At 66.8% G+C, this 22,646-nt stretch carries 23 protein-coding genes; 20 read left to right on the top strand and 3 right to left on the bottom strand.

Annotation, left to right across the window (positions count from 1 at the left end; translation table 11 throughout):
• Positions 1 to 95 precede the first annotated feature (95 nt).
• From glp to E4J89_RS00285, 4 genes are read left to right on the top strand one after another with little or no spacing between them, the layout of a single operon-like run.
• A complete protein-coding gene (gene glp / locus E4J89_RS00300; protein ID WP_240691599.1) occupies positions 96 to 1,307 on the top strand; it encodes a gephyrin-like molybdotransferase Glp in 1,212 nt (403 codons plus the stop codon).
• Positions 1,295 to 1,780 carry a cyclic pyranopterin monophosphate synthase MoaC gene (moaC, locus tag E4J89_RS00295; RefSeq protein WP_136784113.1) on the top strand — a complete coding sequence of 162 codons (486 nt, stop codon included), beginning with the start codon at positions 1,295 to 1,297 and terminating at the stop codon, positions 1,778 to 1,780. The genes glp and moaC overlap by 13 nt, the downstream gene beginning before the upstream one ends.
• Positions 1,777 to 2,310 (top strand): MogA/MoaB family molybdenum cofactor biosynthesis protein, encoded by a 534-nt coding sequence (locus E4J89_RS00290; RefSeq protein ID WP_136784112.1) that lies wholly within the window; start codon positions 1,777 to 1,779, stop codon positions 2,308 to 2,310. Before moaC ends, E4J89_RS00290 begins: the two co-directional genes overlap by 4 nt.
• The gene (locus E4J89_RS00285) at positions 2,307 to 2,735 is read left to right on the top strand and encodes a molybdenum cofactor biosynthesis protein MoaE (RefSeq protein WP_136784111.1); all 429 of its coding nucleotides are present in this window, start codon (positions 2,307 to 2,309) and stop codon (positions 2,733 to 2,735) included. Before E4J89_RS00290 ends, E4J89_RS00285 begins: the two co-directional genes overlap by 4 nt.
• A 227-nt stretch (positions 2,736 to 2,962) precedes the next feature.
• Here the strand turns inward: E4J89_RS00285 and E4J89_RS00280 are convergent, their stop codons facing one another.
• Positions 2,963 to 4,018 (bottom strand): RNA-guided endonuclease TnpB family protein, encoded by a 1,056-nt coding sequence (locus E4J89_RS00280; protein ID WP_205754354.1) that lies wholly within the window; start codon positions 4,016 to 4,018, stop codon positions 2,963 to 2,965.
• A 362-nt stretch (positions 4,019 to 4,380) separates the two neighbouring features.
• On the opposite strand from E4J89_RS00280, the gene dapB reads away from it, so the two are divergent.
• Positions 4,381 to 5,136 (top strand): 4-hydroxy-tetrahydrodipicolinate reductase, encoded by a 756-nt coding sequence (gene dapB / locus E4J89_RS00275; protein WP_136784110.1) that lies wholly within the window; start codon positions 4,381 to 4,383, stop codon positions 5,134 to 5,136.
• A complete protein-coding gene (locus E4J89_RS00270; protein WP_240691598.1) occupies positions 5,133 to 5,639 on the top strand; it encodes a tetratricopeptide repeat protein in 507 nt (168 codons plus the stop codon). The genes dapB and E4J89_RS00270 overlap by 4 nt, the downstream gene beginning before the upstream one ends.
• A 103-nt stretch (positions 5,640 to 5,742) precedes the next feature.
• On the opposite strand, the gene E4J89_RS00265 is transcribed toward E4J89_RS00270, so the two are convergent.
• Positions 5,743 to 6,927 (bottom strand): heparan-alpha-glucosaminide N-acetyltransferase domain-containing protein, encoded by a 1,185-nt coding sequence (locus E4J89_RS00265; protein WP_136784109.1) that lies wholly within the window; start codon positions 6,925 to 6,927, stop codon positions 5,743 to 5,745.
• Positions 6,928 to 7,043: 116 nt separating this feature from the next.
• Between E4J89_RS00265 and E4J89_RS00260 the strand changes: the two genes are divergently transcribed.
• From E4J89_RS00260 to E4J89_RS00230, 7 genes are all read left to right on the top strand, one after another.
• On the top strand, positions 7,044 to 7,847 hold the full coding sequence (locus tag E4J89_RS00260; RefSeq protein ID WP_136784108.1) for an alpha/beta hydrolase: 804 nt from the start codon (positions 7,044 to 7,046) through the stop codon (positions 7,845 to 7,847).
• 260 nt (positions 7,848 to 8,107) lie between these two features.
• Entirely contained in the window at positions 8,108 to 9,031 is a 924-nt protein-coding gene (dapA, locus tag E4J89_RS00255; protein ID WP_136784107.1) for a 4-hydroxy-tetrahydrodipicolinate synthase, read from the top strand.
• Positions 9,028 to 10,719 carry a ribonuclease J gene (locus E4J89_RS00250; RefSeq protein WP_136784106.1) on the top strand — a complete coding sequence of 564 codons (1,692 nt, stop codon included), beginning with the start codon at positions 9,028 to 9,030 and terminating at the stop codon, positions 10,717 to 10,719. The genes dapA and E4J89_RS00250 overlap by 4 nt, the downstream gene beginning before the upstream one ends.
• Positions 10,720 to 10,792: 73 nt before the next feature.
• Positions 10,793 to 13,648 carry a DNA translocase FtsK gene (locus E4J89_RS00245; RefSeq protein ID WP_136784105.1) on the top strand — a complete coding sequence of 952 codons (2,856 nt, stop codon included), beginning with the start codon at positions 10,793 to 10,795 and terminating at the stop codon, positions 13,646 to 13,648.
• 120 nt (positions 13,649 to 13,768) lie between these two features.
• Positions 13,769 to 14,374 (top strand): CDP-diacylglycerol--glycerol-3-phosphate 3-phosphatidyltransferase, encoded by a 606-nt coding sequence (gene pgsA, locus E4J89_RS00240; protein ID WP_136784104.1) that lies wholly within the window; start codon positions 13,769 to 13,771, stop codon positions 14,372 to 14,374.
• Positions 14,371 to 14,868, top strand: a complete 498-nt coding sequence (locus tag E4J89_RS00235; protein ID WP_136784103.1) for a CinA family protein — start codon at positions 14,371 to 14,373, stop codon at positions 14,866 to 14,868. The genes pgsA and E4J89_RS00235 overlap by 4 nt, the downstream gene beginning before the upstream one ends.
• 129 nt (positions 14,869 to 14,997) lie before the next feature.
• Positions 14,998 to 15,435: a helix-turn-helix transcriptional regulator gene (locus E4J89_RS00230; protein WP_136784102.1), complete on the top strand. Its 438-nt coding sequence runs from the start codon at positions 14,998 to 15,000 to the stop codon at positions 15,433 to 15,435.
• Between the two features lie 85 nt (positions 15,436 to 15,520).
• Here the strand turns inward: E4J89_RS00230 and E4J89_RS00225 are convergent, their stop codons facing one another.
• Positions 15,521 to 16,003 carry a MarR family transcriptional regulator gene (locus E4J89_RS00225; RefSeq protein ID WP_136784101.1) on the bottom strand — a complete coding sequence of 161 codons (483 nt, stop codon included), beginning with the start codon at positions 16,001 to 16,003 and terminating at the stop codon, positions 15,521 to 15,523.
• Between the two features lie 129 nt (positions 16,004 to 16,132).
• Between E4J89_RS00225 and E4J89_RS00220 the strand changes: the two genes are divergently transcribed.
• The 7 genes from E4J89_RS00220 to dapF all read left to right on the top strand — a co-directional run bounded on the left by E4J89_RS00220 (position 16,133) and on the right by dapF (position 22,645).
• A complete protein-coding gene (locus E4J89_RS00220) occupies positions 16,133 to 16,354 on the top strand; it encodes a DUF3046 domain-containing protein (RefSeq protein WP_136784100.1) in 222 nt (73 codons plus the stop codon).
• Between the two features lie 193 nt (positions 16,355 to 16,547).
• Positions 16,548 to 17,600, top strand: a complete 1,053-nt coding sequence (gene recA, locus E4J89_RS00215) for a recombinase RecA (protein ID WP_136784099.1) — start codon at positions 16,548 to 16,550, stop codon at positions 17,598 to 17,600.
• Positions 17,601 to 18,158: a regulatory protein RecX gene (locus E4J89_RS00210; RefSeq protein WP_136784098.1), complete on the top strand. Its 558-nt coding sequence runs from the start codon at positions 17,601 to 17,603 to the stop codon at positions 18,156 to 18,158.
• A gap of 400 nt (positions 18,159 to 18,558) precedes the next feature.
• The gene (locus E4J89_RS19320; RefSeq protein ID WP_169303873.1) at positions 18,559 to 19,203 is read left to right on the top strand and encodes a hypothetical protein; all 645 of its coding nucleotides are present in this window, start codon (positions 18,559 to 18,561) and stop codon (positions 19,201 to 19,203) included.
• A 54-nt stretch (positions 19,204 to 19,257) separates the two neighbouring features.
• On the top strand, positions 19,258 to 20,778 hold the full coding sequence (gene miaB / locus E4J89_RS00200) for a tRNA (N6-isopentenyl adenosine(37)-C2)-methylthiotransferase MiaB (protein ID WP_136784096.1): 1,521 nt from the start codon (positions 19,258 to 19,260) through the stop codon (positions 20,776 to 20,778).
• Positions 20,779 to 20,783: 5 nt separating this feature from the next.
• On the top strand, positions 20,784 to 21,716 hold the full coding sequence (gene miaA / locus E4J89_RS00195) for a tRNA (adenosine(37)-N6)-dimethylallyltransferase MiaA (RefSeq protein WP_136784095.1): 933 nt from the start codon (positions 20,784 to 20,786) through the stop codon (positions 21,714 to 21,716).
• Entirely contained in the window at positions 21,713 to 22,645 is a 933-nt protein-coding gene (gene dapF, locus E4J89_RS00190; RefSeq protein WP_240691596.1) for a diaminopimelate epimerase, read from the top strand. The genes miaA and dapF overlap by 4 nt, the downstream gene beginning before the upstream one ends.
• Position 22,646: the final 1 nt, after the last annotated feature.

The following is a 22,646-nucleotide window of genomic DNA, read 5'->3' as shown; positions in this document are numbered from 1 at the left end:
GGCTTCCCCTAGGATGACAGCAGACCATGTACCGCGGCGGACCGGTCCAGGCGCACCGCGCGGCGCCGGTCCCGTTCGCTCACCAAGGAGGGCCCGTGGCCAAAAGCGTTGCCGAACACCGTGCCGAGGTGGAGGAACTGCTCCGGTTCGCGGCACGTGCCAGCCTGGCCGGCAGCGAGTCGGTGGCGGTCGAAGCGGCGTACGGGCGTGTGCTGGCCGCCGATGTGGTCGCGCCGATGAGCCTGCCGCCGTTCGCGAACTCGCAGATGGACGGCTACGCGGTCCGCAGCGCGGAAACGTCCGGCGGGGCGGAGCTCCCGGTGGCCGCGACGATTCCCGCCGGATACGCCGCGCCGGCGCTGGCTCCGGGCTCGGCCGCCCCGATCATGACCGGGGCCATGCTGCCCGAGGGGGCGGACGCCGTCGTGCCGATCGAGGAAGCGGTGCCGGACAGGTTCCTGGCCGAAGACGACGGACGAACGGTCAGGCTCCCGGAAACGCCTGCCGGCCGGTTTATCAGGGGCGTCGGCAGCGACATTGCCGCCGGCAGCCTTGCGCTGGCCGCCGGAACGGTGCTCAAGGCGCCGCAGCTGGGACTGCTGGCGGCCCTGGGCCTGGCCTCGGCCGCGGTGAGGCCGCGGCTGCGCGTGCTGCTGCTGAGCACCGGGGACGAGGTGGTGGCGGCCGGCGGAGCGCTGGACGCCGGGCAGATTTTCGACGCCAACAACACCATGTTGGCGGCCTCGCTACGGGAAGCCGGCTGCGAGGTGGTGGAGAGCCGGATCCTGGCCGATGCGGCGCCGGAGTTCCGCCGCCTGCTCGACGCCGAACTGCGCCGCCAGCGGGCGGATCTGGTGTTGACCTCCGGCGGCATCTCCAAGGGCGCCTTTGAAGTGGTCCGGCTGGCGCTCGAGCCCGAAGGCGTTGCCTTCGGCCCGGTGGCCATGCAGCCGGGCGGCCCGCAGGGCGCCGGCCGGATCGGCGACGCAGTGTTCCTGGGCTTCCCCGGCAACCCGGTCAGCTGCCTGGTTTCTTTCGAGATGTTCCTGCGCCCGGCGCTGACCGCCGCGCTGGGCACTCCGGCGCCGCGTACCGTGTTGCGCGTTCCGCTGGCGGACGCCGCCGATTCGCCCGCGGCCAAGCACCAGGTGCGGCGCGGCCATTACGACGGCGGCCGGGTGCGGCTGGTGGGCGGTGCCGAATCCCATTTGGTGCACGCGATGGCGCAATCCAACGCCCTTGTCCACCTGCCGGTTGGAACCGGGCACGCGGAAGCCGGCCAGGACGTGGAAATATGGCTGCTATGAGCGAAGCAGAACGACTGACCCACGTCCGCGAAGACGGCACGGCACACATGGTCGATGTCAGCGGTAAGGACGAAACCACCCGGCAGGCCACCGCGCAGGCCGTGCTCTCCACCCGCTCCGACGTGGTGGACCTGCTGGCCGCCGGCTCGCTGCCGAAGGGCGATGCGCTGGCCGTCAGCCGGGTGGCCGGCATCATGGCAGCCAAGCAGACCCCGCAGCTGATCCCGCTGTGCCACCCGCTGCCGATCAGCAAGGTCACGGTCGATTTCTTCCCGGCAGCGGACTCGGTGCGGATCGAAGCCACGGTCAAGACCCGTTCGGTCACCGGCGTCGAAATGGAGGCGCTGACGGCCGCCTCGGTGGCGGCGCTCAGCCTGTATGACATGGTCAAGGCGGTGGACAAGCACGCGGTGATCTCCGACATCAAGGTGCTGGCCAAATCCGGAGGCAAGAGCGGGGACTGGGTCCTGTGAGCGCCAGGACCGCCGGCATCATCATCGCCTCCACCCGCGCCGCGGCCGGAGCCTACGAGGACGAATGCGCGCCGTTGATCTCCGAATGGCTGGCCGGCCATGGCATCGCCGCCGGAGTCCCGCAGATCGTTGCCGACGGCGAGCCCGTCCGCCGGGCGCTGCGGACCATGCTGGCCGCGGGGCCCCGCGTCATCGTCACCAGCGGAGGAACAGGACTTGCTGCCGACGACCGCACCCCGGAGATCACCGCCGTCGTGCTGGAACGCGAACTGCCGGGCGTGATGGAAGCCATCCGTGCCTACGGACGCACCAAGACGCCGCTGGCGGCGCTGAGCAGGGGAGTAGCCGGTACCGCCGGCTCCACCTTTGTGGTCAATCTGCCCGGATCTCCCGGCGGAGTGCGCGACGGCCTGGCCGCACTGGACCCGCTGATCGGCCATATTTGCGCCCAGCTGGAAGGTCACACCGACGCCGGCCACCCGGGGCCGGGGGATACTGGAAGAAACCAGCGGACGGAAGGACAACCATGACCAGCACGGTGTTGTACGCGGCGGTGACCGGCGAAGCGATCGACGCCGCCGAGGCGACTGCCGCGGTGGACTCGGTCGAATGCGGCGCCGTGGTCAGCTTCAGCGGCGTGGTCCGCAACCACGACGGCGGGCAGGCCGTGGCGGCGCTGTCCTACTCGGCCCACCCCAGCGCCCAACGCGTGATCGCCGAGGTCGCCGGCCGGATTGCAGCGGAGCACGACGGCGTCCGGATCTGGGTGGCGCACCGCACCGGCCCGCTGGCCATCGGCGACCCTGCCTTGGTGGCCGCCGTGGCATCGGCGCACCGGGCCGCTGCCTTTGCCGCCTGCTCCGAGCTGGTGGACCGGATCAAGGAAGAGGTGCCGGTCTGGAAGGAACAGCACTTCGCCGACGGCAGCACCGAATGGGTCGGCATCGGCCATTGACATCCTCCCCGTAGTGAATAGGGGGATTCCTCAGGCGGGCGCTTGTGCGACCACTCGCAGGATGGTTCCTGTTTCATCGGGGTGGGCCGGCGCTGACGCCGGGCTTACCTTCCCTCCACAGGCATTTAGGGTCTCCGCATGCCCTGCGGCGACTCGCATCAAGTTTATTGCGGCATTATTGTCACGGTCGTGCACAGCCCCGCATTTGCAGGTCCAAGACCTGACTTTCAGTGGTTTGGTTTCGCCGAGGAATCCGCACGCCGAGCAGAGTCGAGTGGATGGGAATGACCGTTCCGCTTTGATGAGGGTGCGTCGGACTCAGCGGCTTTTTCCCCGATCAGCCGCAGGAGCATGCCCCAGCCTGCGTCGTGGACGGACTTGGCCAGTCGGGTCCTGGCCAAGCCCGTAATGCCCAGGGTTTCGGCACCGATGACTTGGTTTTCGTCAACGATCCTGCGGGCAAGTTTGTGATGGTGATCAGCCCGGGTCTCCCGGACCTCGCGGTGGAGGATCGCGACCCTGCGACGGGACTTCCTTCGGTTAGCCGATCCCTTCTGTCTGCGGGCCAACTCCTTTTGGGCCTTGGCCAGCTTGGCAAGCTTCTTCTTCAGAAGCCGCGGGTTCTCAACCTTTTCACTGGTGCCGTCGACGTATGCGATCGTGGCAAGATGCTCCAAGCCCAGATCGATGCCAGCCACTTCATGCTTTGGCAAGGGGCGGTGGACCGAGGACACCCCGACTACAAACGAGGCATAGTAGCGGCCGTCCGCTTCCCGGATCAGGGTCACGCTGCTTGGTTCCGAAGGCAGCGGCCGGGACCAGGCAACCCTCAATGCACCGATCTTGGGAAGCACCAGCCGGCCTCCGCCTGGACTCGTATTGGCCCAGCCGCCGTTGACTCGGAACCGTGCGTTCCTTGTGAACCGGGCAGTCTGGGTGGCATCGCGCCGCGACCTGAACCGCGGAGCACCCACTCGATGACGCTTGCGGCGGCCGGTGACTGAGTTGAAGTGATTCCGGTGAGCCCTGTCGGCATCCGCCAGCGCTTGCTGCAATGGAATCGCCGACACCTCAGCAAGCCACGCACGCGCCGGGGTCTGCTTCGCAGCCGTCAGCTCGCGAGACAGTTCCGCGGCAGACGGAAGCCCTTCACCCTGTTCACGGGCGGTCCGGCGTGCAGCGATGGCATCGTTGAACACCACCCGGACGCAACCGAACAGCCGGGTCAGACGCTGCTCCTGGTCCGGCGTCGGGTAGGCGCGGTAGCGGTAACGCTTCGACATACTTCCAAGGTATTCGCTGCCTACGACAAAAATCGGTGTCTAGAAACTAAAGCCCGTGCTCCAGGACACCAGTATTTTGTACATGACCAAAGTGCGACAGTGGGGAATTTGAAGAGCTCCCTGATGTGATCCCACTCGCAGTTAGAGCCCACAGTTCCCGAAGCCGGAATGGCTTTACCGGAACAACATGCGGCGTCACTCCGGGCAATACTTCGCTGGATCCGTCGTTGAACCGTTCGCTGGACGTCATCCGAGAGTACGTGGATCCACAAGTACGAACTTGTTGGTGTCGAACGCGAAGCCTACGCCGACACACGGACTTTTCGCGCAGTGCCTCATCCAGTAGCGATACGCTGGAGGGCATGACTGAGCAACTTGCGGTGGCCGTGCTGGGCGCCGGCGGACGGATGGGGAGCGAGGCCGTCATGGCCGTCGAAGCCGCCCCCGACCTGGAACTGGTGGCAGCGCTGAAGCGCGGCGACTCCCTCGAAGAACTGGTCTCCGCCGGAGCCCAAGTGGTGGTGGACCTGACCACACCGGAGAACACCGAGGCTAACGTCCGGTTCGCCGTCGAACACGGCATGCATGCAGTGGTCGGCACCACCGGCTGGGACGAAACCAAGCGCGCCTCGCTGGCCGAGCTGCTGGAACAGCACCCCGGAACCGGGGTCCTGATCGCGCCCAACTTCGCGCTCGGTTCGGTGCTCGCATCCTCGTTCGCCGCGACGGCGGCCAAATACTTCGAATCGGTGGAGATCATCGAACTGCACCACCCGGACAAGGTGGACGCCCCCTCCGGCACCGCCATCCGCACCGCGCAGCTGGTGGCAGCCGCCCGCGACACCGCCGGCGTTCCCGCCGGCCCGGACGCCACCACCAAGGCGCTGGACGGCGCCCGCGGCGCGGAGGTGGACGGCGTGCGGGTGCACAGCGTGCGGCTGCGCGGCCTGGTGGCGCACCAGGAGGTGCTGCTCGGCGGGCCGGGCGAACAGCTCACCATCCGGCACGATTCGTTCGACCGCGCCTCTTTTATGCCCGGTGTGCTGCTGGGCGTCCGGACCGTCACAGGGCATCCCGGGCTGACCTACGGACTGGACGGGTACCTGGAACTCTCATGAGCAACACCGAACACACGGCCGGCGGGCTCGACAACGGCAGCAACAGCGTCGGCTGGTACACCCGGCACGGGGCCAAAATCTGGGTCGGCGTGATCATCGTTCTGCTGGTGGGCTACCTGGTCGCCACCTTGCAGCGGGCCTGGCTGATGCTCAACGAACCGGACCTCGTGGCCAAAGGACTGGGCGTGGCCCTGGTGATCCTGCCCGTGATCGGCGCCTGGGCGCTGAGCCGGGAATTGCTGTTCGGCTCGCGGATGTCCAAGCTGGCCCGCACGCTGGAAGCCGAAGGCGGCCTGCCGGTGGACAACCTGCCGCGCACGCCCGGCGGCCGGATTGTCCGCGAAGCAGCCGACCAGGAGTTCCTCAAATACAAGGCCGAGGCCGAGGCGGCACCGGAAGACTGGCGCAGCTGGTTCCGGCTCTCCTGCGCCTACGACGCGGCCGGCGACCGCAAACGCGCCCGCGAGTCGATGCGCCACGCGATCGGACTCAGCCGCTCCTGACCGGCTGAGTGGGATCGTCGTTGTTAAGCGGCTGACCCCGCTCGCCAGCGCTCAAGCGGGCGGGCGCTGCGGAGGAACCCGGGCAACCCGCCGCTTGGGCCGCTCAGCGGGAGCGGCTGCCGGTGGGCCTGAGCGCATCCCGGGTGAGCCAGGACGCAGTGGAAATCACCAGTTCGAACGGTCCGCGCCAGCCCAGCGCGTGGAAGACCATCCCGATGGCGATCGCTGCGAGGGCCTGCCACAGGTAGACCGGCAGATCCGGGGCATCCGGGGGCAGCGTGCTCATCACCCAGACATGGGCGGAGTAGAGCGTCAGGGTCATGGCGCCCGCGCCGGAGAGCGGCAGCAGCAGCCACGGCAGCCGCGAGGTCAGCAACAGGCACAGCGCCAGGACCACGGCCGAGGTGCCCACCGTGTGCAGCAGGTCAAAGCTCGTCCCGGAGTGCGGCGACGCGCCGCCCAGCCACCACCAGGAGCCGCGCTGCTCCACCCAGCTCATGTTCACCTGGTACACCAGATCGAAGTCGGCCCGTTGTGCCGGCTCGGTGGCCGCTACTTCGGCATAACCGCCCATCCGGTCCATGACCAGCCAGGAGCCGGTCTTGGCTGCCACCGCCAGCACCGCGCCCACGGCCAGCAGCCCCAGCTGCACGCCGGTGCGCTGCAGTTCCATCCGGCCGATCAGCAACCCGGCAAGCAGGTAGCCCAGCCACTGCACCACCGGGTAATAGCCGGTCAGGAAAACGTCGCTGAGCAGCGTCGCCGGTGTGATCAAGTCGTAGACCATCGGATTGTGCCCCAGCTCGGCCGGCTCCACGGCAGCTTCCACCACGGGGCGCAGCAGATGGGCCAGCACCGGGGAGAGGACGATCCATCCCGCGGCCCACAACGCCAGCACCCGGCGGCGCAGCTGGAGGAATGGCAGTGCACACAGGAACAGCACGGCATAGTGGACCAGGATCACCGCAATGTTCACTTCCAGCAGGCCCAGCATCATGCCGACTGTTGCAATCAGTAGGGCGCGTACCGCAATTCCGCCGCGGTCCGCTGCCAGGCTGCCGCCCTGGTGGCCGCGGCTGCCGCCTGTCAGCAGGGCCAGCCCTACCCCGGCCAGGACCGCGAACAGCGCCGACGACCGGCCGGACAGCACCAGGCCGACGAAATTCGGCTCCGGATCCGTCCCGGCAGTCCACGGCGCGAAGATGTGGGTAGCCATCATGCCCAGCAGGGCGATGCCGCGGGCGGCGTCGATGCCGGCAATCCGGTGGCCGGCGGGGACAGAGGGCATGCACCGATATTCTCACAGCCGGCCGGAGGTCCGGTGGGAAAATTCGCGGCCGGCACGCGATACCGTGAAGGAATGGACACCTTCGCATACTGTTTTTCGGCGGCCGGGGAGCGGCCATGATGGGATTCGCTGTCAACGAGGACGACGGCGTCCGGCTGGCTTACGAGGACACCGGCACCGGCGAACCGCTGCTGTTGGTGCACGGAACAGCATTGTCCAAAGCAGCCTGGCGCGGGCTGGGCTACCAGCGCGCCCTCAAACCGCGGTACCGGGTGGTCTCGCTCGACATGCGCGGTCATGGCCGCAGTGACAAACCGCACAACGATGACGCTTATACGATGGAGCGCTTTATCGGCGACGTCGAAGCGGTGCTGGACGCCTGCGGGCTGCAGAGCGTGCACTACTTCGGCTACTCCTTCGGCGCACGGGTCGGGCTCGCGATGGCTGCAGCCCGGCGGCACCGCCTGCGCACACTCACCACGCTCGGCGGGACCCACCGGAGCCTGGCCGGCCAGGTCGGCAAGCTCTTCTTTCCCGACTATCTGGAAGCGCTGGAGACGGGCGGCATGGAGGAATTCATCCGCCGCTGGAACGATCGACGCACGGTGGCGGTAGACCCGGCCACCCGGCAGGCGTTCCTGGCCAACGACCCGGCAGCGCTGGCAGCCTACTTCCGCGCCGGCGAGGAGTTGCCCGGCCTGGATCCGCGCGACGTCCAGCAGATCCAGCTGCCGGTCCTGCTGATCGCCGGCAGCAAGGACCATCCGCGGGCGGAGGAATCGCGCCAGGCCGCCGCTTTGCTGCCGGACGGACACTTTGCCGAACTGCCCGGTTTGGACCACGCCGGGTGCCTCTCCGCTCAGGAAGACGTGACCGCCTTGTTGACCGGTTTCCTGGACCGGGTCCACTCACCCCGCTGAGCCGCCCGGCCCTGGCCGGGTCTAAGGCGCCCGCGCGGACCGGGTCCATGGCGCCCCGCGCGGCCCGGGTCCATGGCGCCCCGCGCGGCCCGGGCCTAGGCACCCGCCCGCCCTTGGCCGGGCCCAGGCGCCCCGCCCTTGGCCGCGCCTAAGGCGCCCGCGCCACGCGGCCTGGCGCCTCCGCCCGTGACGGACCACTCTGTGGCGCCGCCGTTACGCCGTGGCCTCAGACCGCCGCAGGACACGGTAACGTTTTCCTTATGGCTGAGTCTGACGTTCGTGAGTATCCCTTCGGCACCCTGGTCACCGCGATGGTTACCCCCTTCACCGAGGAGGGTGAAGTGGACTACCTCAAGGCCGCCGAATTAGCCGACAAGCTGGTCCAGGATGGCTGCGACGGACTCGTCGTCACCGGCACCACCGGTGAAACATCCACGCTGACCGACGACGAGAACGAAGCGATGTTCCGCACGGTCGTTGAGGCAGTCGGAGGCCGTGCCAAGGTCATTGCCGGGTCCACCACCAACGACACGCGCCACTCCATCAACTTGTCCCGGCGCGCTGCCGCCGTCGGCGTGGACGGGCTGTTGATCACCGCCCCGTATTACAACAAGCCGAGCCAGGCCGGCGTCCAGGCCCACATTGAAACCATTGCGTCCGCCATCGGGCTGCCGGTCATGGTCTACGACATCCCCGGCCGCGCCGGCATCTCGATCGCGACGGACACCCTGATCCGGTTGGCAGAGCACCCGCTGATCATCGCCCTTAAGGATGCGAAGGCGGACTACGGCGAGACCACCCGCGTCCTGGCCAACACCGACCTGGATGTCTACTCCGGCGACGACGGACTGACCCTGCCGCTGATGGCGGCGGGCGCGGTCGGCGTCGTGAGCGTGACCGCCCACGTGGCCACCCGGCAATTCCGCGAACTGGTCGATGCGGCGCTGGCGGGGGACTTCGCCACGGCACGCCGGCTCCACTTCGAACTGGACCCCGTTATCCGCGCCGTGATGACCCATGTGCAGGGCGCAGTCGCCGCCAAGCAGGTCCTGAAGTGGCAGGGTGTGCTGCCCAACTCGGTGGTCCGGCTGCCGCTCGTGGAACCGTCGGAGGCCGAACTCGCGCCCGTCCGCGCCGACCTGGCCGAGGCCGGCTGGTCGCTGGACGCCCTGAACGCCCGATGAGCGAGTCGACGCTGACCCAACTGCGCACCCCGCCCAGCCTTGAACCGGGCACGCTCCGGATTGTTCCGCTCGGCGGGCTCGGGGAGATCGGCCGCAATATGGCGGTCTTCGAAATCGACTCGAAACTGCTGGTGGTCGACTGCGGCGTGCTGTTCCCGGAAGAGTACCAGCCGGGGGTGGATCTGATCCTGCCGGACTTTTCCTACATTGAGGACCGGCTCGACGACGTCGTGGGCGTTGTGCTCACCCACGGGCACGAGGACCACATCGGCGCCGTCCCGTATCTGTTGCGGATGCGGCAGGACATTCCGCTGATCGGGTCGCAGCTGACCCTGGCCCTGGTCGAGGCCAAGCTGGCCGAACACCGGATCACGCCCTACACCCTCACCGTCGCCGAAGGCCAAATCGAGCAGTTCGGGCCGTTCGAGTGCGAATTCGTGGCGGTCAACCACTCGATCCCGGACGCGCTTGCGGTCTTCCTCCGAACGTCCGCCGGCACGGTACTGCACACCGGCGACTTCAAAATGGACCAGCTGCCGCTGGACGGCCGGATCACCGACCTGCGGGCCTTCGCCCGCCTCGGCGAGGAGGGCGTGGACCTGTTCATGTCCGACTCCACCAACGCCGACGTTCCTGGCTTCACCACCGCGGAGAAGGAAATCGGGCCGGTGCTGGAGCGCCTCTTCGGCCAAGTGCAGAAGCGCATCATCGTCGCCTCGTTTTCCTCCCACATTCACCGCGTCCAGCAGGTGCTCGACGCCGCTGCCGCCCACGGCCGGCATGTGGCGTTCGTCGGGCGGTCCATGGTGCGGAACATGGGCATTGCCGCCAAGCTCGGCTTCCTGAAGGTTCCCGAGGGCATCCTGGTGGACCTGAAGAACGTGGAGGACTTCCCGGACGACCGGATAGTGCTGATGTCCACCGGATCACAGGGCGAGCCGATGGCGGCACTGTCCCGGATGGCCAATGGAGACCACCGGATCCAGGTCGGCAAGGGAGACACGGTGATCCTGGCGTCCTCGCTGATTCCGGGCAACGAAAACGCCGTCTTCCGGGTGATCAACGGCCTGTTGAAGCTCGGCGCCGAGGTCATCCACAAGGGCAATGCCAAAGTCCACGTGTCCGGGCACGCGGCCGCCGGCGAGCTGCTGTACTGCTACAACATCCTGCGGCCCAAAAATGCCCTGCCGGTGCACGGCGAGACCCGCCACTTGATTGCCAATGGCAGGCTGGCCGAACAGACCGGCGTACCGGCGGACAACGTGTTGCTGGCGGACGACGGGTCGGTTATCGACCTGAAGGACGGCACCGCGCGGATTGTCGGCCAGATCGAATGCGGCTACGTGTATGTGGACGGATCCAGCATCGGCGAGATCACCGACGCCGACCTCAAGGACCGCCGGATCCTGGGCGAGGAGGGGTTCATCTCCGTGATCACGGTAGTCAACCGCAGCACCGGCCAGATTGTCTCCGGGCCGGAAATCCATGCCCGCGGGTTCGCCGAGGATGATTCGGTCTTCGACGACATCAAACCGAAGATCATCAGCGCGCTCGAAGAGGCAGTGGTCAACAACAAGGACCACACGACCTACCAGTTGCAGCAAGTGGTGCGCCGGGTCATCGGCACGTGGGTGAACAAGCGGCACCGCCGCCGGCCCATGATCGTCCCGGTGGTCCTGGAGGCCTGACCCCGGTCCGGCGCAGTCGGCCCCGCGGGCGAAATCCCGCGGATGGTCAGCTTCAGCCGGTAACCTTGCGACTATGGCGACTCGTACTTCCCCTGCCCGAAAAGGCACCCAGCAGTCGCGCGGTAAGGGTACAGGCACTGCTGCGCGCTCCTCATCGGGGCGTTCCAGCAAGACCAAAGTGCTCGATGTGCAGCCGGCGGAGGAGCAGCTGCCGCTGCTGGCGCGGATGGTCCACGGACTGTGGATGAGCCTGGCCCGTCCGGTGGCAGCCGGCGTTCGGAAACTGGGACCCGACGTGCGGCCGGACCACGAATTGCGCCGCGACGGCACCGGTTTCTTCCTGCTGCTCCTGGCCGCCTGCGTGGCCACCGTGGAGTGGTGGGCACTGGGCGGTTGGTTCGGAGACGTGGTGCATGCCGTGGCCGGCGGAACGTTCGGCTGGATGGCACTGGTGCTGCCGGTGCTGCTGCTGATCATGGCCGTGCGCCTGATGCGCCATCCGGAGGACTCTCCGGCCAACAGCCGTATCTCCATTGGCCTGGTCCTGGCCCTTGCGTCCGGCTCCGGACTCGCCCATGTGATAGGCGGCCAGCCGGCCCTGGCCGATGGCTTCGATGCGTTGTGGGCGGCTGGCGGGATGGCCGGCTTCCTGCTCGCGGCCCCGCTGGCCGCAGTCAGCCTGTGGCTGCCGGTGGCCGTCTACGGCCTGCTGGCCTTCACCAGCATCCTGATCATCACGGCGACTCCGTTCCGCCATATCCCCATGCGCCTCCGGATGCTGTACGAGCGGCTGATGGGCCAGGACCCGTCCGCCGCGGCAGCGCCGTACCAGCCGGACGATGCGCACGACCAGAGCTACCTCTACGCGGACGAGGCTCCGGTCAAGGAGCGCAAACCGCGGCGCAAGCTCTTCGGCAAGCGCAAGGCCGAAGAAGCAGCAGCCGAGGACGAGGGATTTTACTTCGACGAAGCGTTCGAAACCGCGGTCATCGAGGACAAGGAGCCGGAGGACCCGGCCCCGGCCGAGGAAGCGGCACCGGCCGTACCTCCGGGAGTTCGCCGGCCGACGCAGGCAGAACTGGCCGTCGAGAAGATCAAGCGTGACCAGGGACTGGTCCCCGAGGGGGCCACCGAAGCGCTGCCGGTCCTGCCCTCCGCCCCGCCGGCATCCGCCGCACCGACAGTGCCGTCCAACCCGGTGCAGCCGCAGCCGCCGGCCACCCCGATCCCGCAGCGCACCGAGCAGTTGCAGCTGGCCGGCGACGTGGCGTACACGCTGCCGCCGTCCGATTTCCTGCCGCCCGGACCGCCGTCGAAGGAGCGCTCGGAGGCGAACGACGCCGTCGTCAATGCCCTGACCGAGACGCTGGACCAGTTCAAGGTCGATGCAAAGGTGACCGGGTTCTCCCGCGGCCCGACCGTGACACGGTACGAAATCGAGCTCTCGCCGGGGACCAAGGTGGAGCGCGTCACGGCACTGTCCAAGAACATTTCCTACGCTGTGGCCAGCTCCGACGTCCGCATCCTCTCGCCGATCCCTGGCAAGTCGGCCATCGGCATCGAGATCCCCAATACCGACCGCGAGACGGTGTCCCTGGGCGACGTGCTGCGCTCGAACAACGCCCGCAAGACCGACCACCCGATGGTGATGGGCGTGGGCAAGGACGTGGAGGGCGGCTTCGTGCTGGCCAACCTGGCCAAGATGCCGCACCTGCTCGTCGCTGGCGCCACCGGTGCGGGCAAATCCTCGTTCGTGAACTCGATGATCACCTCCATCCTGATGCGATCGACGCCGGACGAGGTGCGGATGGTCATGGTGGACCCCAAACGGGTGGAATTGACCGCCTATGAGGGCGTGCCGCACCTGATCACACCGATCATCACCAACCCGAAGAAGGCCGCCGAGGCGCTGCAGTGGGTGGTCCGCGAGATGGACACGCGCTACGACGACCTGGCCAACTTCGGTTTCAAGCACATCGACGATTTCAACAAGGCCGTGCGCAATGGCAAGGTGGTCCCGCCGGCGGGCTCCAAACGAGTGGTCAAACCATACCCGTATCTGCTGGTGATCGTCGACGAGCTCGCGGACCTGATGATGGTCGCCCCGCGGGACGTCGAAGACTCGATTGTCCGCATCACCCAGTTGGCCCGCGCCGCCGGTATCCACCTGGTGCTGGCCACCCAGCGGCCCTCGGTGGATGTGGTCACCGGCCTGATCAAGGCCAACGTCCCGTCGCGGATGGCCTTCGCCACCTCATCGGTGACCGACTCACGCGTGGTGCTGGACCAGCCCGGCGCGGAGAAGCTGATCGGTCAGGGCGACGCGTTGTTCCTGCCGATGGGGGCCAGCAAGCCGATGCGTGTGCAGGGCGCCTGGGTATCCGAGTCGGAAATCCACAAGGTCGTTGAACACGTCAAGGGCCAGCTGCAGGCGGTCTACCGCGACGACGTCGCCGTTGAGGCGCCGAAGAAGCAGATCGACGACGACATCGGCGATGATCTGGACGTGCTGCTGCAGGCGACCGAACTGGTGGTCACCACCCAGTTCGGTTCCACCTCGATGCTGCAGCGCAAACTGCGCGTCGGGTTTGCCAAGGCCGGCCGGCTGATGGACCTGCTGGAATCCAGGGGAGTAGTGGGTCCGTCCGAAGGCTCCAAGGCACGCGACGTGCTGGTCAAGCCGGACGACCTCGCCGCCACCCTGGCCGCGATCCGGGGCGACGAGCCGGCGGCCGCTGCCCCCGGGGAGACCGGGACTGCGGACGCGTTGACCGAGGCGCTGGCGGACAATGCCAACGTCAACCACGGGTTCGACGGTCCACGCGACCTGGTCGCCGAGGACCTCGACGCCCGGCCGCAGGCGGTGGACTATTACGACGACGAGGACGATTCCGGATCCGAGGACGCTTGGAACCTGACCGGGAGGTGACGTCCGCCCTCCGGCGGTCGACCAAGGGCCGTCAGGCCCGGGAGGTGGCGTCCGCCCTCCGGTGGTCGACCAAGGGCCGCCAGGCCCGCGTGGAGACCCGCTACGGGTAGCCTTGAACGCGTGACTGATTCAGTGTCCCGGCCTGTGCCCCTCCTCAACATCGCCAACGTCCTCACCACGGTGCGGATCCTGCTGGTTCCGTTTTTCATCTGGTTCCTGCTGGCTGACAACGGCGCTGGGGGAGTGTTCCGTTGGCTGGCGGTGTTGGTTTTCGCCGTCGCGATTTACACGGACAAGCTGGATGGCGATCTGGCCCGCAGCCGTGGCCTGATCACCAACTTCGGCAAGATCGCCGATCCGATCGCCGACAAGCTGCTGATCGGTTCGGCCTTGATCCTGCTGTCGGTATTGGGAGACCTGCCGTGGTGGATCACCATCGTCATCCTGGTGCGCGAGCTGGGCATCACCCTGCTGCGTTTCGTGGTGATCCGTTATGGGGTCATGCCGGCCTCGCGCGGCGGCAAGCTGAAGACCGTGCTCCAGACGCTGGCCATCTTCCTCTACCTGCTGCCGCTGGAATCCTGGCTCGGCCCGTGGGCCGTCTGGGTGGCCTTCGCCGTCATGATGCTTGCCGTCGTCGTCACGGTGGTCACCGGCGTCGACTACGTGGTGAAAGCCATGAAGCTGCGCCGCGCTTCGCTCGCGGGGACCGAGGGCCAGCGATGAATACCACCCAGGCTGCGGCCGTCGTCGCCGCAGCCATCGCCCGGAGCCTCACGGTGGCCACGGCCGAGTCCTTGACTGCCGGAATGGTGGCGGCCGAACTGGCCACGATTCCCGGGGCGTCGGGCACGCTCCAAGGCGGAATCGTGTCCTACCAGAGCCAGGTCAAGGCAGCGGTGCTCGGCGTCGACGCGGATCTGTTGGCGCGCGAGGGCGCGGTCACCGAGGGCGTGGCGTGCCAAATGGCAGAAGGCGCCAGGCGCGTGCTCCAGGCGGACATCGCGGTGTCCACCACCGGGGTTGCCGGACCGGAACCGCACGGCGGCCGGGACGTGGGAACCGTGTGGATCGGTGTCGCAGCCCCGCACGGAACGTGGGCCAGTGAGTACCACTTCGACGGCGACCGGGCCAGTATCCGGCAGCAGGCCTGCGAAGCCGCCATCATAGAACTGGGCCGGGCAGTCGGCGATGAGGCGGCAGTTTTGTCCGGATCGTAGATTTAAGTCCGGGGAACAAAAATATTGATCCAGTAGTTATCAAGGGTGTCAGCAGATGTTAGGTTGTTGGCCTAGGCTTGAAAACAGCGGCGGATGCCGCCCAGCTTAAGAGGGAGCAAGGCGATACAGATGGTAAAGCAGCCCGTGTCCGTAAACGGTGTTGTCCGTTGGCGTGATGTGGGATTGGCCGAAGAACCCCGCAGGGAGCAGAAGGAGCGCAAAATGGTAGTGTTGCGACACGAAATTGGCGATGTCCTCCGTGATGTCCGGCAGCGGCAGGGACGAACCCTGCGTGAAGTGTCGCACAGCGCCCGCGTTTCCCTTGGCTACCTGAGCGAAGTCGAGCGCGGCCAGAAGGAAGCATCGTCTGAGCTATTGTCCTCGATTTGCTCGGCCTTGGACGTCCCCCTGTCGCACATGCTGCGGGAAGTGAGCGACCGGGTCGCAGAGGCCGAGGGCGTGGTCATTCCCGATACCGTCCCGCAGGAACTCTCGCGTGAGTTTGTCGGCGACATTCCGGACGAGCTGCCCGAGGATCTCCGCGGTTTGGCTTCTGCCCGATACTGACCACCAGACCCCAACGGGCCGGTTCCGCCACAGCGGCGGAACCGGCCCGTTTCTTTGTGTCCGGCGCCCGGCTGGATCCTGCGGTTCAGTGGATGGGCGGCTCATTGGCATAGGAAGCGTTCAGCCGGTCCAGCAGATGTCCCAGTGTCGACAAGTCTTCGACGGACCAATCGCCCAGGCGCTCGTGAAAGGCGATTTTGCGGGCCGCCTGTGCCTCGGCCAGTTTTTCCAGCCCAGCGGGAGTCAGGGTGATTGACTGCGCCCGCCCGTCCAGTGGATCCGCCTGCTTGCCTACCAACCCCAGTTGCTCGAGCATGGCAATTTGGCGGCTGACCGACGGTTTGCCGACCCCGATGGCGGCGGCCAGTTCCGTAAGCCGCAGGGAACGCTCCCGCTGAAGGATCAGCAGGAGTCCGTACGCGGCCGGCTCCATGTCCGGGTGCACGCTCCGTGCCACCCGGTGGGAGTTCGCCCTGGCCCGGCGCCAGAGCAAGCTCAACTGCCGCTCTAGAGCTTCGATCGCCGAATCGAACCCTGCATCTGCGCTGCCCGTGGCATGGTCTGTCATGGCCTTATTCTAATGAGCGCTGGTGCCGGCGCAGAGAATCTTGCGCGACGCGTCGCAGGCCGCCGGCAGCTACGAGGGAATCTTGCTGCCGGCCGCTCGGGCCAGACAGACACGTGAGAAGATGTACCCGTGCGACTCAGTGACTTCTGGCGGTTGATGGACGACGAGTTCGGTTCTGCCTATTCACACGTCCTGGCCGCGGATTTGGTACTGGGACAACTCGGCGGCAGGACCGCCACAGAAGCGTTGGCTGCGGGAATTCCCCCGAAATCGGTGTGGCTCGCGGTTTGCGATATCCAAGATGTTCCGCAGGAGCGGCGCTGGGGCAAGGACCGCGAGCCGCGTCGCTGAGCGGACACGCCCGGCAAAAACTACCGATATGTTCGAAAGTGTGTTCGGATCCCGCTAAGCTTCTACACAGACCGCCGAGAGGCCGGATTATCCACATGCTCCGCTGCCGATCCGATTTTGTCCGAGCCGGACGTTACGGTCGGAAGAGTCAAGACAGACAAGGCCCGAGGGCCGCAAGAGACTGAGGTGAACAATGGCCGCACCAGCTGACCGCGAGAAGGCACTGGAAGCTGCGCTGGCGCAGATCGACAAGCAGTTCGGTAAGGGCTCGGTGATGCGGCTCGGCGACGACACCCGCGCCCCCATCGAAACGATCTCCACCAGTTCGATCTCCTTGGATGCTGCCTTGGGCATCGGCGGCCTGCCGCGTGGCCGCGTGGTCGAGATTTACGGTCCGGAATCTTCGGGTAAGACCACTGTGGCGCTGCATGCCGTTGCCAGCGCCCAGCGCAACGGCGGAATCGCCGCCTTCATCGACGCCGAACACGCGCTGGACCCGGAATATGCCAAGAAGCTGGGCGTTGACACTGACGCCCTGCTGGTGTCGCAGCCGGATACTGGCGAGCAGGCACTGGAAATCATGGACATGTTGATCGGCTCCGGCTCCCTCGACATCATCGTGATCGACTCCGTCGCAGCCCTCGTGCCGCGTGCCGAAATCGAAGGCGAAATGGGCGACAGCCACGTTGGCCTCCAGGCGCGCTTGATGAGCCAGGCCCTGCGAAAGATCACCGGTCGACTCAACCAGTCGAAGACCACGGCCATTTTCATCAACCAGCTGCGCGAAAAGATCGGTGTGTTCTTCGGCAGCCCGGAGACCACCACCGGCGGTAAGGCGCTGAAGTTCTACGCCTCGGTGCGCATCGATGTGCGCCGCATTGAGACGTTGAAGGACGGAGCCAACCCGGTGGGCAACCGGACGCGCGCCAAGATCGTCAAGAACAAGATGGCGCCGCCGTTCAAGCAGGCAGAATTCGACATTCTGTATGGCCACGGTATTTCCCGCGAGGGCGGCCTGATCGACATGGGAGTGGAGCATTCACTCGTCAAGAAGTCGGGGGCCTGGTTCACGTATGACGGAGACCAGCTCGGCCAAGGCAAGGAAAATGCCCGCAAGTTCCTGATCGACAACCCGGACCTGGCGGATGAGCTGGAGCGCAAGATCCGCCAGAAGCTCGGCATCGACGCAGTCCCGGACAACGGGGAAGAGGGCGAGCCGAAGCTCAAGGCCGTCGACGGGTTCTAAATGTCGCCCAGGAACGGACAGGGCGCCGGCCCGACGCCGGGCAGCCCGGCGGACCTGGGGCCGGACGCGGATCCTTACGCAGTGGCGCGCGCTATTGTGCTGCGCGCGCTGACCCAGTCCCCGAAGAGCCGCGCACAGCTGGCTGCGAAGCTGGCTGAGCGCGGCGTCCCGGACGACGTCGCCGAGGCAGTGCTCGAGCGGTTTGAAGAGGTCAACCTCATTGACGACGCCGAGTTCGCCAGAATGTGGGTGCGGAGCCGGTCCCAGACCCGTTCCTTGGCCCGGGCAGCACTCAAACGGGAGCTTGCTGACAAGGGGATCGTCGGTGATCTGGCCGAGCAGGCGCTGGACCAACTGTCGGCGGACGACGAGGTTGAAGCGGCCCGCAGCCTGGTTCGCCGCAAGATCCGTCCTGATTGGCAACTGCATGAGCGGTCGGAAAGGGACAAGCACTTGCGCCGGCTGGTCTCCATGCTGGCCCGGAAGGGCTATTCCGCCTCAATCGCGTTCCGGGTCGCCGATGAGGAACTCGACGCGGCCGGCACCCCGGAAGTCTGACTCGGCAACGCTGCTCGCCGGCGGCTTGACTCGTTCACGCCGTCGCGTCGGAGGTCTGACTCAGCAAGGCTGTTCTCCGGCGGCTTGGCTCGGTCCCGCCGTCACATCGGAAGTTTGACTCGGCAAGGCTGCATTCTTCGAACCGGCCCGTCATCACCGCTGTTATCGTTTTGAGACTTTTCCCAGATTCGGTCGTTACCGTAGTGCGACTGTGAGTGCACCGCAGAATGAACGTCGACAGAAAACCCAGCAACGCAGGCGCAGCCGCAGGCAGCGCCGCCTCAGGATCGCCGCAGGCCTAACACTTTGTTCCGTTGCCGCCGTGGGCGCAACGGGAGCCGCCAGCGCGGTTCGGAACGGCCATAGCGCCTCAGAGGCCGTGGGATCGATCACATCTCCGGTGCTCGAATTAGTGGGCCTGGTTGAGCCCGCCGAGGGCCGGACAGTGGATGCCCAGCAGCAAGCAGCTGAAGCAGCAGCAGCGGAGGCGGCCGCGAAGAAGGCCGCGCAGGCGGATGAGGCGCGCCAAGAAGCTGCCGATCAGAAGGCAGCCGCGAAGAAGGCGGCCGCCAAGAAGGCAGCTGAGCGGAAGGCCGCTGCGGCGAAGGCTGCAGCGGAGAAAAAGACGAGCGAAAAACGTGCCGCTGCGGAGGCGGCTAAGAAACGTGCTGCCCAAAAGGCTGCTGAGGCGAAGGCTGCCGAAGAGAAGGCTGCTGCGCAGGCGCAGGCGTCGCGAAACGATCCGGCCGCTGCCAAGGCCTACGCTGAAGGCGCGCTGGCATCCTTCGGCTGGGGCGCCGGAGAAATCGGCTGCCTGGAAACGCTCTGGCACAAGGAGTCGGAATGGAGCCTGGACGCCACGAATCCATCCAGCGGGGCGTATGGCATTCCGCAGGCCCTGCCCGGTGACAAGATGGCTGCCGCCGGCGCTGACTGGCAGACGAACTTCCAGACCCAGGTCGACTGGGGGCTGGGCTACATCGAGTCCCGCTACGGTTCCCCGTGCTCGGCCTTGAATTTCCATCTGGCCAACAACTGGTACTGATCCCGGGCGGTTGCAGATTGTGGCCCGCCCGGCCGCAGGCCGTACCCTTGTAAGGTGAGTTTGACTGTCCCCGCCCCCGCCATCGAGAAGCAGCCGGAAGCGCGCACCTACCAGGTGCGGACGTTCGGCTGCCAGATGAACGTGCACGATTCCGAGCGCCTTGCCGGGCTCCTCGAAGCCGCCGGGATGGTCGAAGCCCAAGCCGGCCAGGCCGACGTCGTGGTGTTCAATACGTGTGCGGTGCGGGAGAACGCGGACAACAAGTTGTACGGCAACCTGGGCCAACTGGCCCCGGTCAAGGAACGCCACCCCGGGATGCAGATCGCCGTCGGCGGCTGCCTGGCCCAGAAGGACCGCGAGACGATCCTCAAGAAGGCGCCCTGGGTGGACGTGGTGTTCGGCACCCACAACGTCGGGTCGCTTCCCGCATTGCTGGAGCGCGCGCGGCACAACAACGAAGCACAGCTGGAAATCCTGGAATCGCTCGATGTGTTTCCCTCGACGTTGCCCACCAAACGGGACGCGGTGTACTCCGGCTGGGTCTCCATCTCCGTAGGCTGCAACAACACCTGCACGTTCTGCATTGTGCCCTCGCTGCGCGGTAAGGAACGCGACCGCCGGCCAGGCGAGATTCTGGCCGAGGTCCAGGCACTGGTCGACGACGGGGCCATCGAAGTCACGCTGCTGGGGCAGAACGTGAACTCCTACGGGGTGGAGTTCGGCGACCGCGGGGCCTTCGCGAAGTTGCTGCGCGCCTGCGGCAGCATTGAGGGCCTGGAACGGGTACGGTTCACCAGCCCTCACCCGGCAGCCTTCACCGATGACGTTATTGACGCCATGGCCGAGACGCCCAATGCCATGCCGCAGCTGCACATGCCCCTGCAGTCCGGATCGGACAAGGTCCTGAAGGACATGCGCCGGTCCTACCGGTCCAAGAAGTTCCTGGGCATCTTGGACAAGGTCCGCGAACGGATTCCGCATGCGGCCATTTCGACGGACATCATCGTCGGTTTTCCCGGGGAGACCGAAGAGGACTTCCAGGCAACGCTGGCGGTGGTGGAACAGGCCCGCTTCGCCAGCGCCTTCACGTTCCAGTACTCCAAGCGGCCCGGAACCCCGGCCGCAGACTTGCCGGACCAGCTGCCCAAGTCCGTCGTGCAAGAACGCTACGAGCGCCTGATCGCCTTGCAGGACAGGATTGCCGCGGAAGAAAACGCCAAGCAGCTGGGCAGCCGGGTGGAGGTCATGGTGACCGCGCAGCAAGGGCGCAAAGCAGGGGAGACGCACCGGCTCTCGGGCCGGGCCCGCGACCAGCGGCTGGTGCACTTCTCCGTGCCCGACGGCACGCAGGCACCTCGTCCCGGTGACCTGGTGACGGTGACGGTCACCGAAGCTGCGCCCTTCCACCTGATCGCCGATCCGGCGTCCGCATCGGACTACCAACTGCGCCGCTCACGCGCCGGGGACGCCTGGGACCGTTCTCAGGCTGACTCCTGCGGAGTACCCGCGACCCCGGGCAGCAAACCTGCCCAGGTGTCGCTGGGCATGCCCGCGCTGCCGGTCCGGCCCGCCTGAGCGCGATGCCGGCCGACCCACAGCGCCAGCAGGACAGCCCGGCGGTCATCGCCGTCGTCGGGCCCACCGGATCCGGAAAATCCGATCTCGCCGTTCAGCTGGCCCAGCGGCTGGACGGAGAAGTGATCAACGCCGATTCCATGCAGTTCTACCGCGGCATGGACATCGGTACGGCCAAAATGACGCTGGCCGAACGGCAAGGAGTGGCCCACCACCTGCTGGACATCCTCGATGTCACCGAGGAAGCGAGCGTCTCGGCATACCAGCAGCAGGCCCGCGACGCGATCGATGCCATTCACGGCAGGGGCCGCCGTGCCATCCTTGCCGGCGGTTCCGGACTCTATCTCCGGGCGGCCCTCGACGCGATCGAGTTTCCGGGTACCGATCCTGCGCTGCGCCGCTCTCTGGAGGAAGAACTGGCCGGCCGCGGCCTGGAAGCGATGAGGGACCGGCTCCGGGAGGTCGATCCGGTCTCGGCCAGCCGGCTGGGCGACGCCCGGCGGGTGGTGCGTGCGCTGGAAGTGCAGCAGCTGACCGGGCGCCCCTTCAGCTCCTACATGCCGGAGCGGCAATACGTCCGCCCCACGGTCCAGATTGGCCTCCGCGTGGACCGCGAACAGCTCAAGCAGCGCCTGGCCGGCCGCGTTCATGTGATGGTCGAGCGCGGTCTGTTGGACGAAGTCGCCACACTGGACCGAGAAGGACTCCGCCGGGGCCGGACTGCCCCTCGCGCGCTCGGTTACGCCCAGTTCCTGAGGGTGCTCGACGGCGGGTGGAGCCAGGACCACGCCGTCGAGGACACCATCACCGCCACCCGCAAATTTGCGCGGCGCCAGCTGACCTGGTTCCGGGCCGACCCCCGGATCCACTGGCTCGACTGGCAGGATCCGCTGGTGGCGGACAAGGCCGCTGGCCACCTCGCTAAGCTTGATGCGTGAACAAACCCCTTCCTGACCATTTGTCCGCCTTGTCCGGGCTGTCCTTCGCCAAAGGGCATGGAACCGGCAACGACTTTGTGCTGATCGCCGATCCGGATGGCGTCAAGGACATCGAACCCCAAGCGGTCGCTGCGCTGTGCCACCGCCATCTGGGGATCGGCGCGGATGGGCTGATCCGTGCGGTCCGTTCCGCGCATCTGCCTGAGGGCCGGGAGCTGCTGGCGGCGGCGCCGGAGGCCGAGTGGTTCATGGACTACCGCAATGGCGATGGCTCAGTGTCAGAGATGTGCGGCAATGGCGTCCGGGTCTTCGTGCATTTCCTGCTGGACGAAGGACTGGTAGAGCTGGCGCCGGGGGAGTCCCTGACCATCGGGACCAGGGCCGGGATCAAAGTCATCCGCCGGTCCGCCAATGGCTACGCGGTGGACATGGGGCCGTGGGAATTCATCTTCCCGGCGGAGGCTGCCGCCAGGGCCATGGATTCCACCGTCAGTGCCGGAGGCTTGGAGGTGCCGCGGCCGGCGTTGTCCGTGAGCATGGGCAACCCGCACACTGTCGTGGCCCTTGCCGGACTCGAAGAACTTGCCGCCACCGAACTGTTCGCAGCCCCGGCGGTGGATCCGGTTCCGGCACGCGGAACCAACGTTGAATTTGTGGTGCCGGCCGAACCTCTGGTTGCCGACGGAGCCGGACACATCAGCATGCGCGTGCACGAGCGGGGAGTGGGGGAGACACAGTCCTGCGGGACAGGTGCCTGCGCCGCCGCCGTCGCCATCCGCTACTGGGCCGGGAAGGGAGCTCCCGACGACTGGCAGGTCGGCGTCCCCGGTGGAACAGTTCGTGTTCGGTTTCTTCCGGCAGCGGACGGGCGCGAACATGTGGAGCTGAGCGGTCCCGCGGTGCTGGTGTCCCGCGGCACGGTGGCCTGAG

The sequence above is a fragment of the Arthrobacter sp. CAU 1506 genome (assembly GCF_005047635.1).
Taxonomy (GTDB): Bacteria; Actinomycetota; Actinomycetes; order Actinomycetales; family Micrococcaceae; genus Crystallibacter.
Note: the sequence above shows the minus strand (reverse complement) of the source record. Positions and strands in the feature narration are given on the sequence as shown.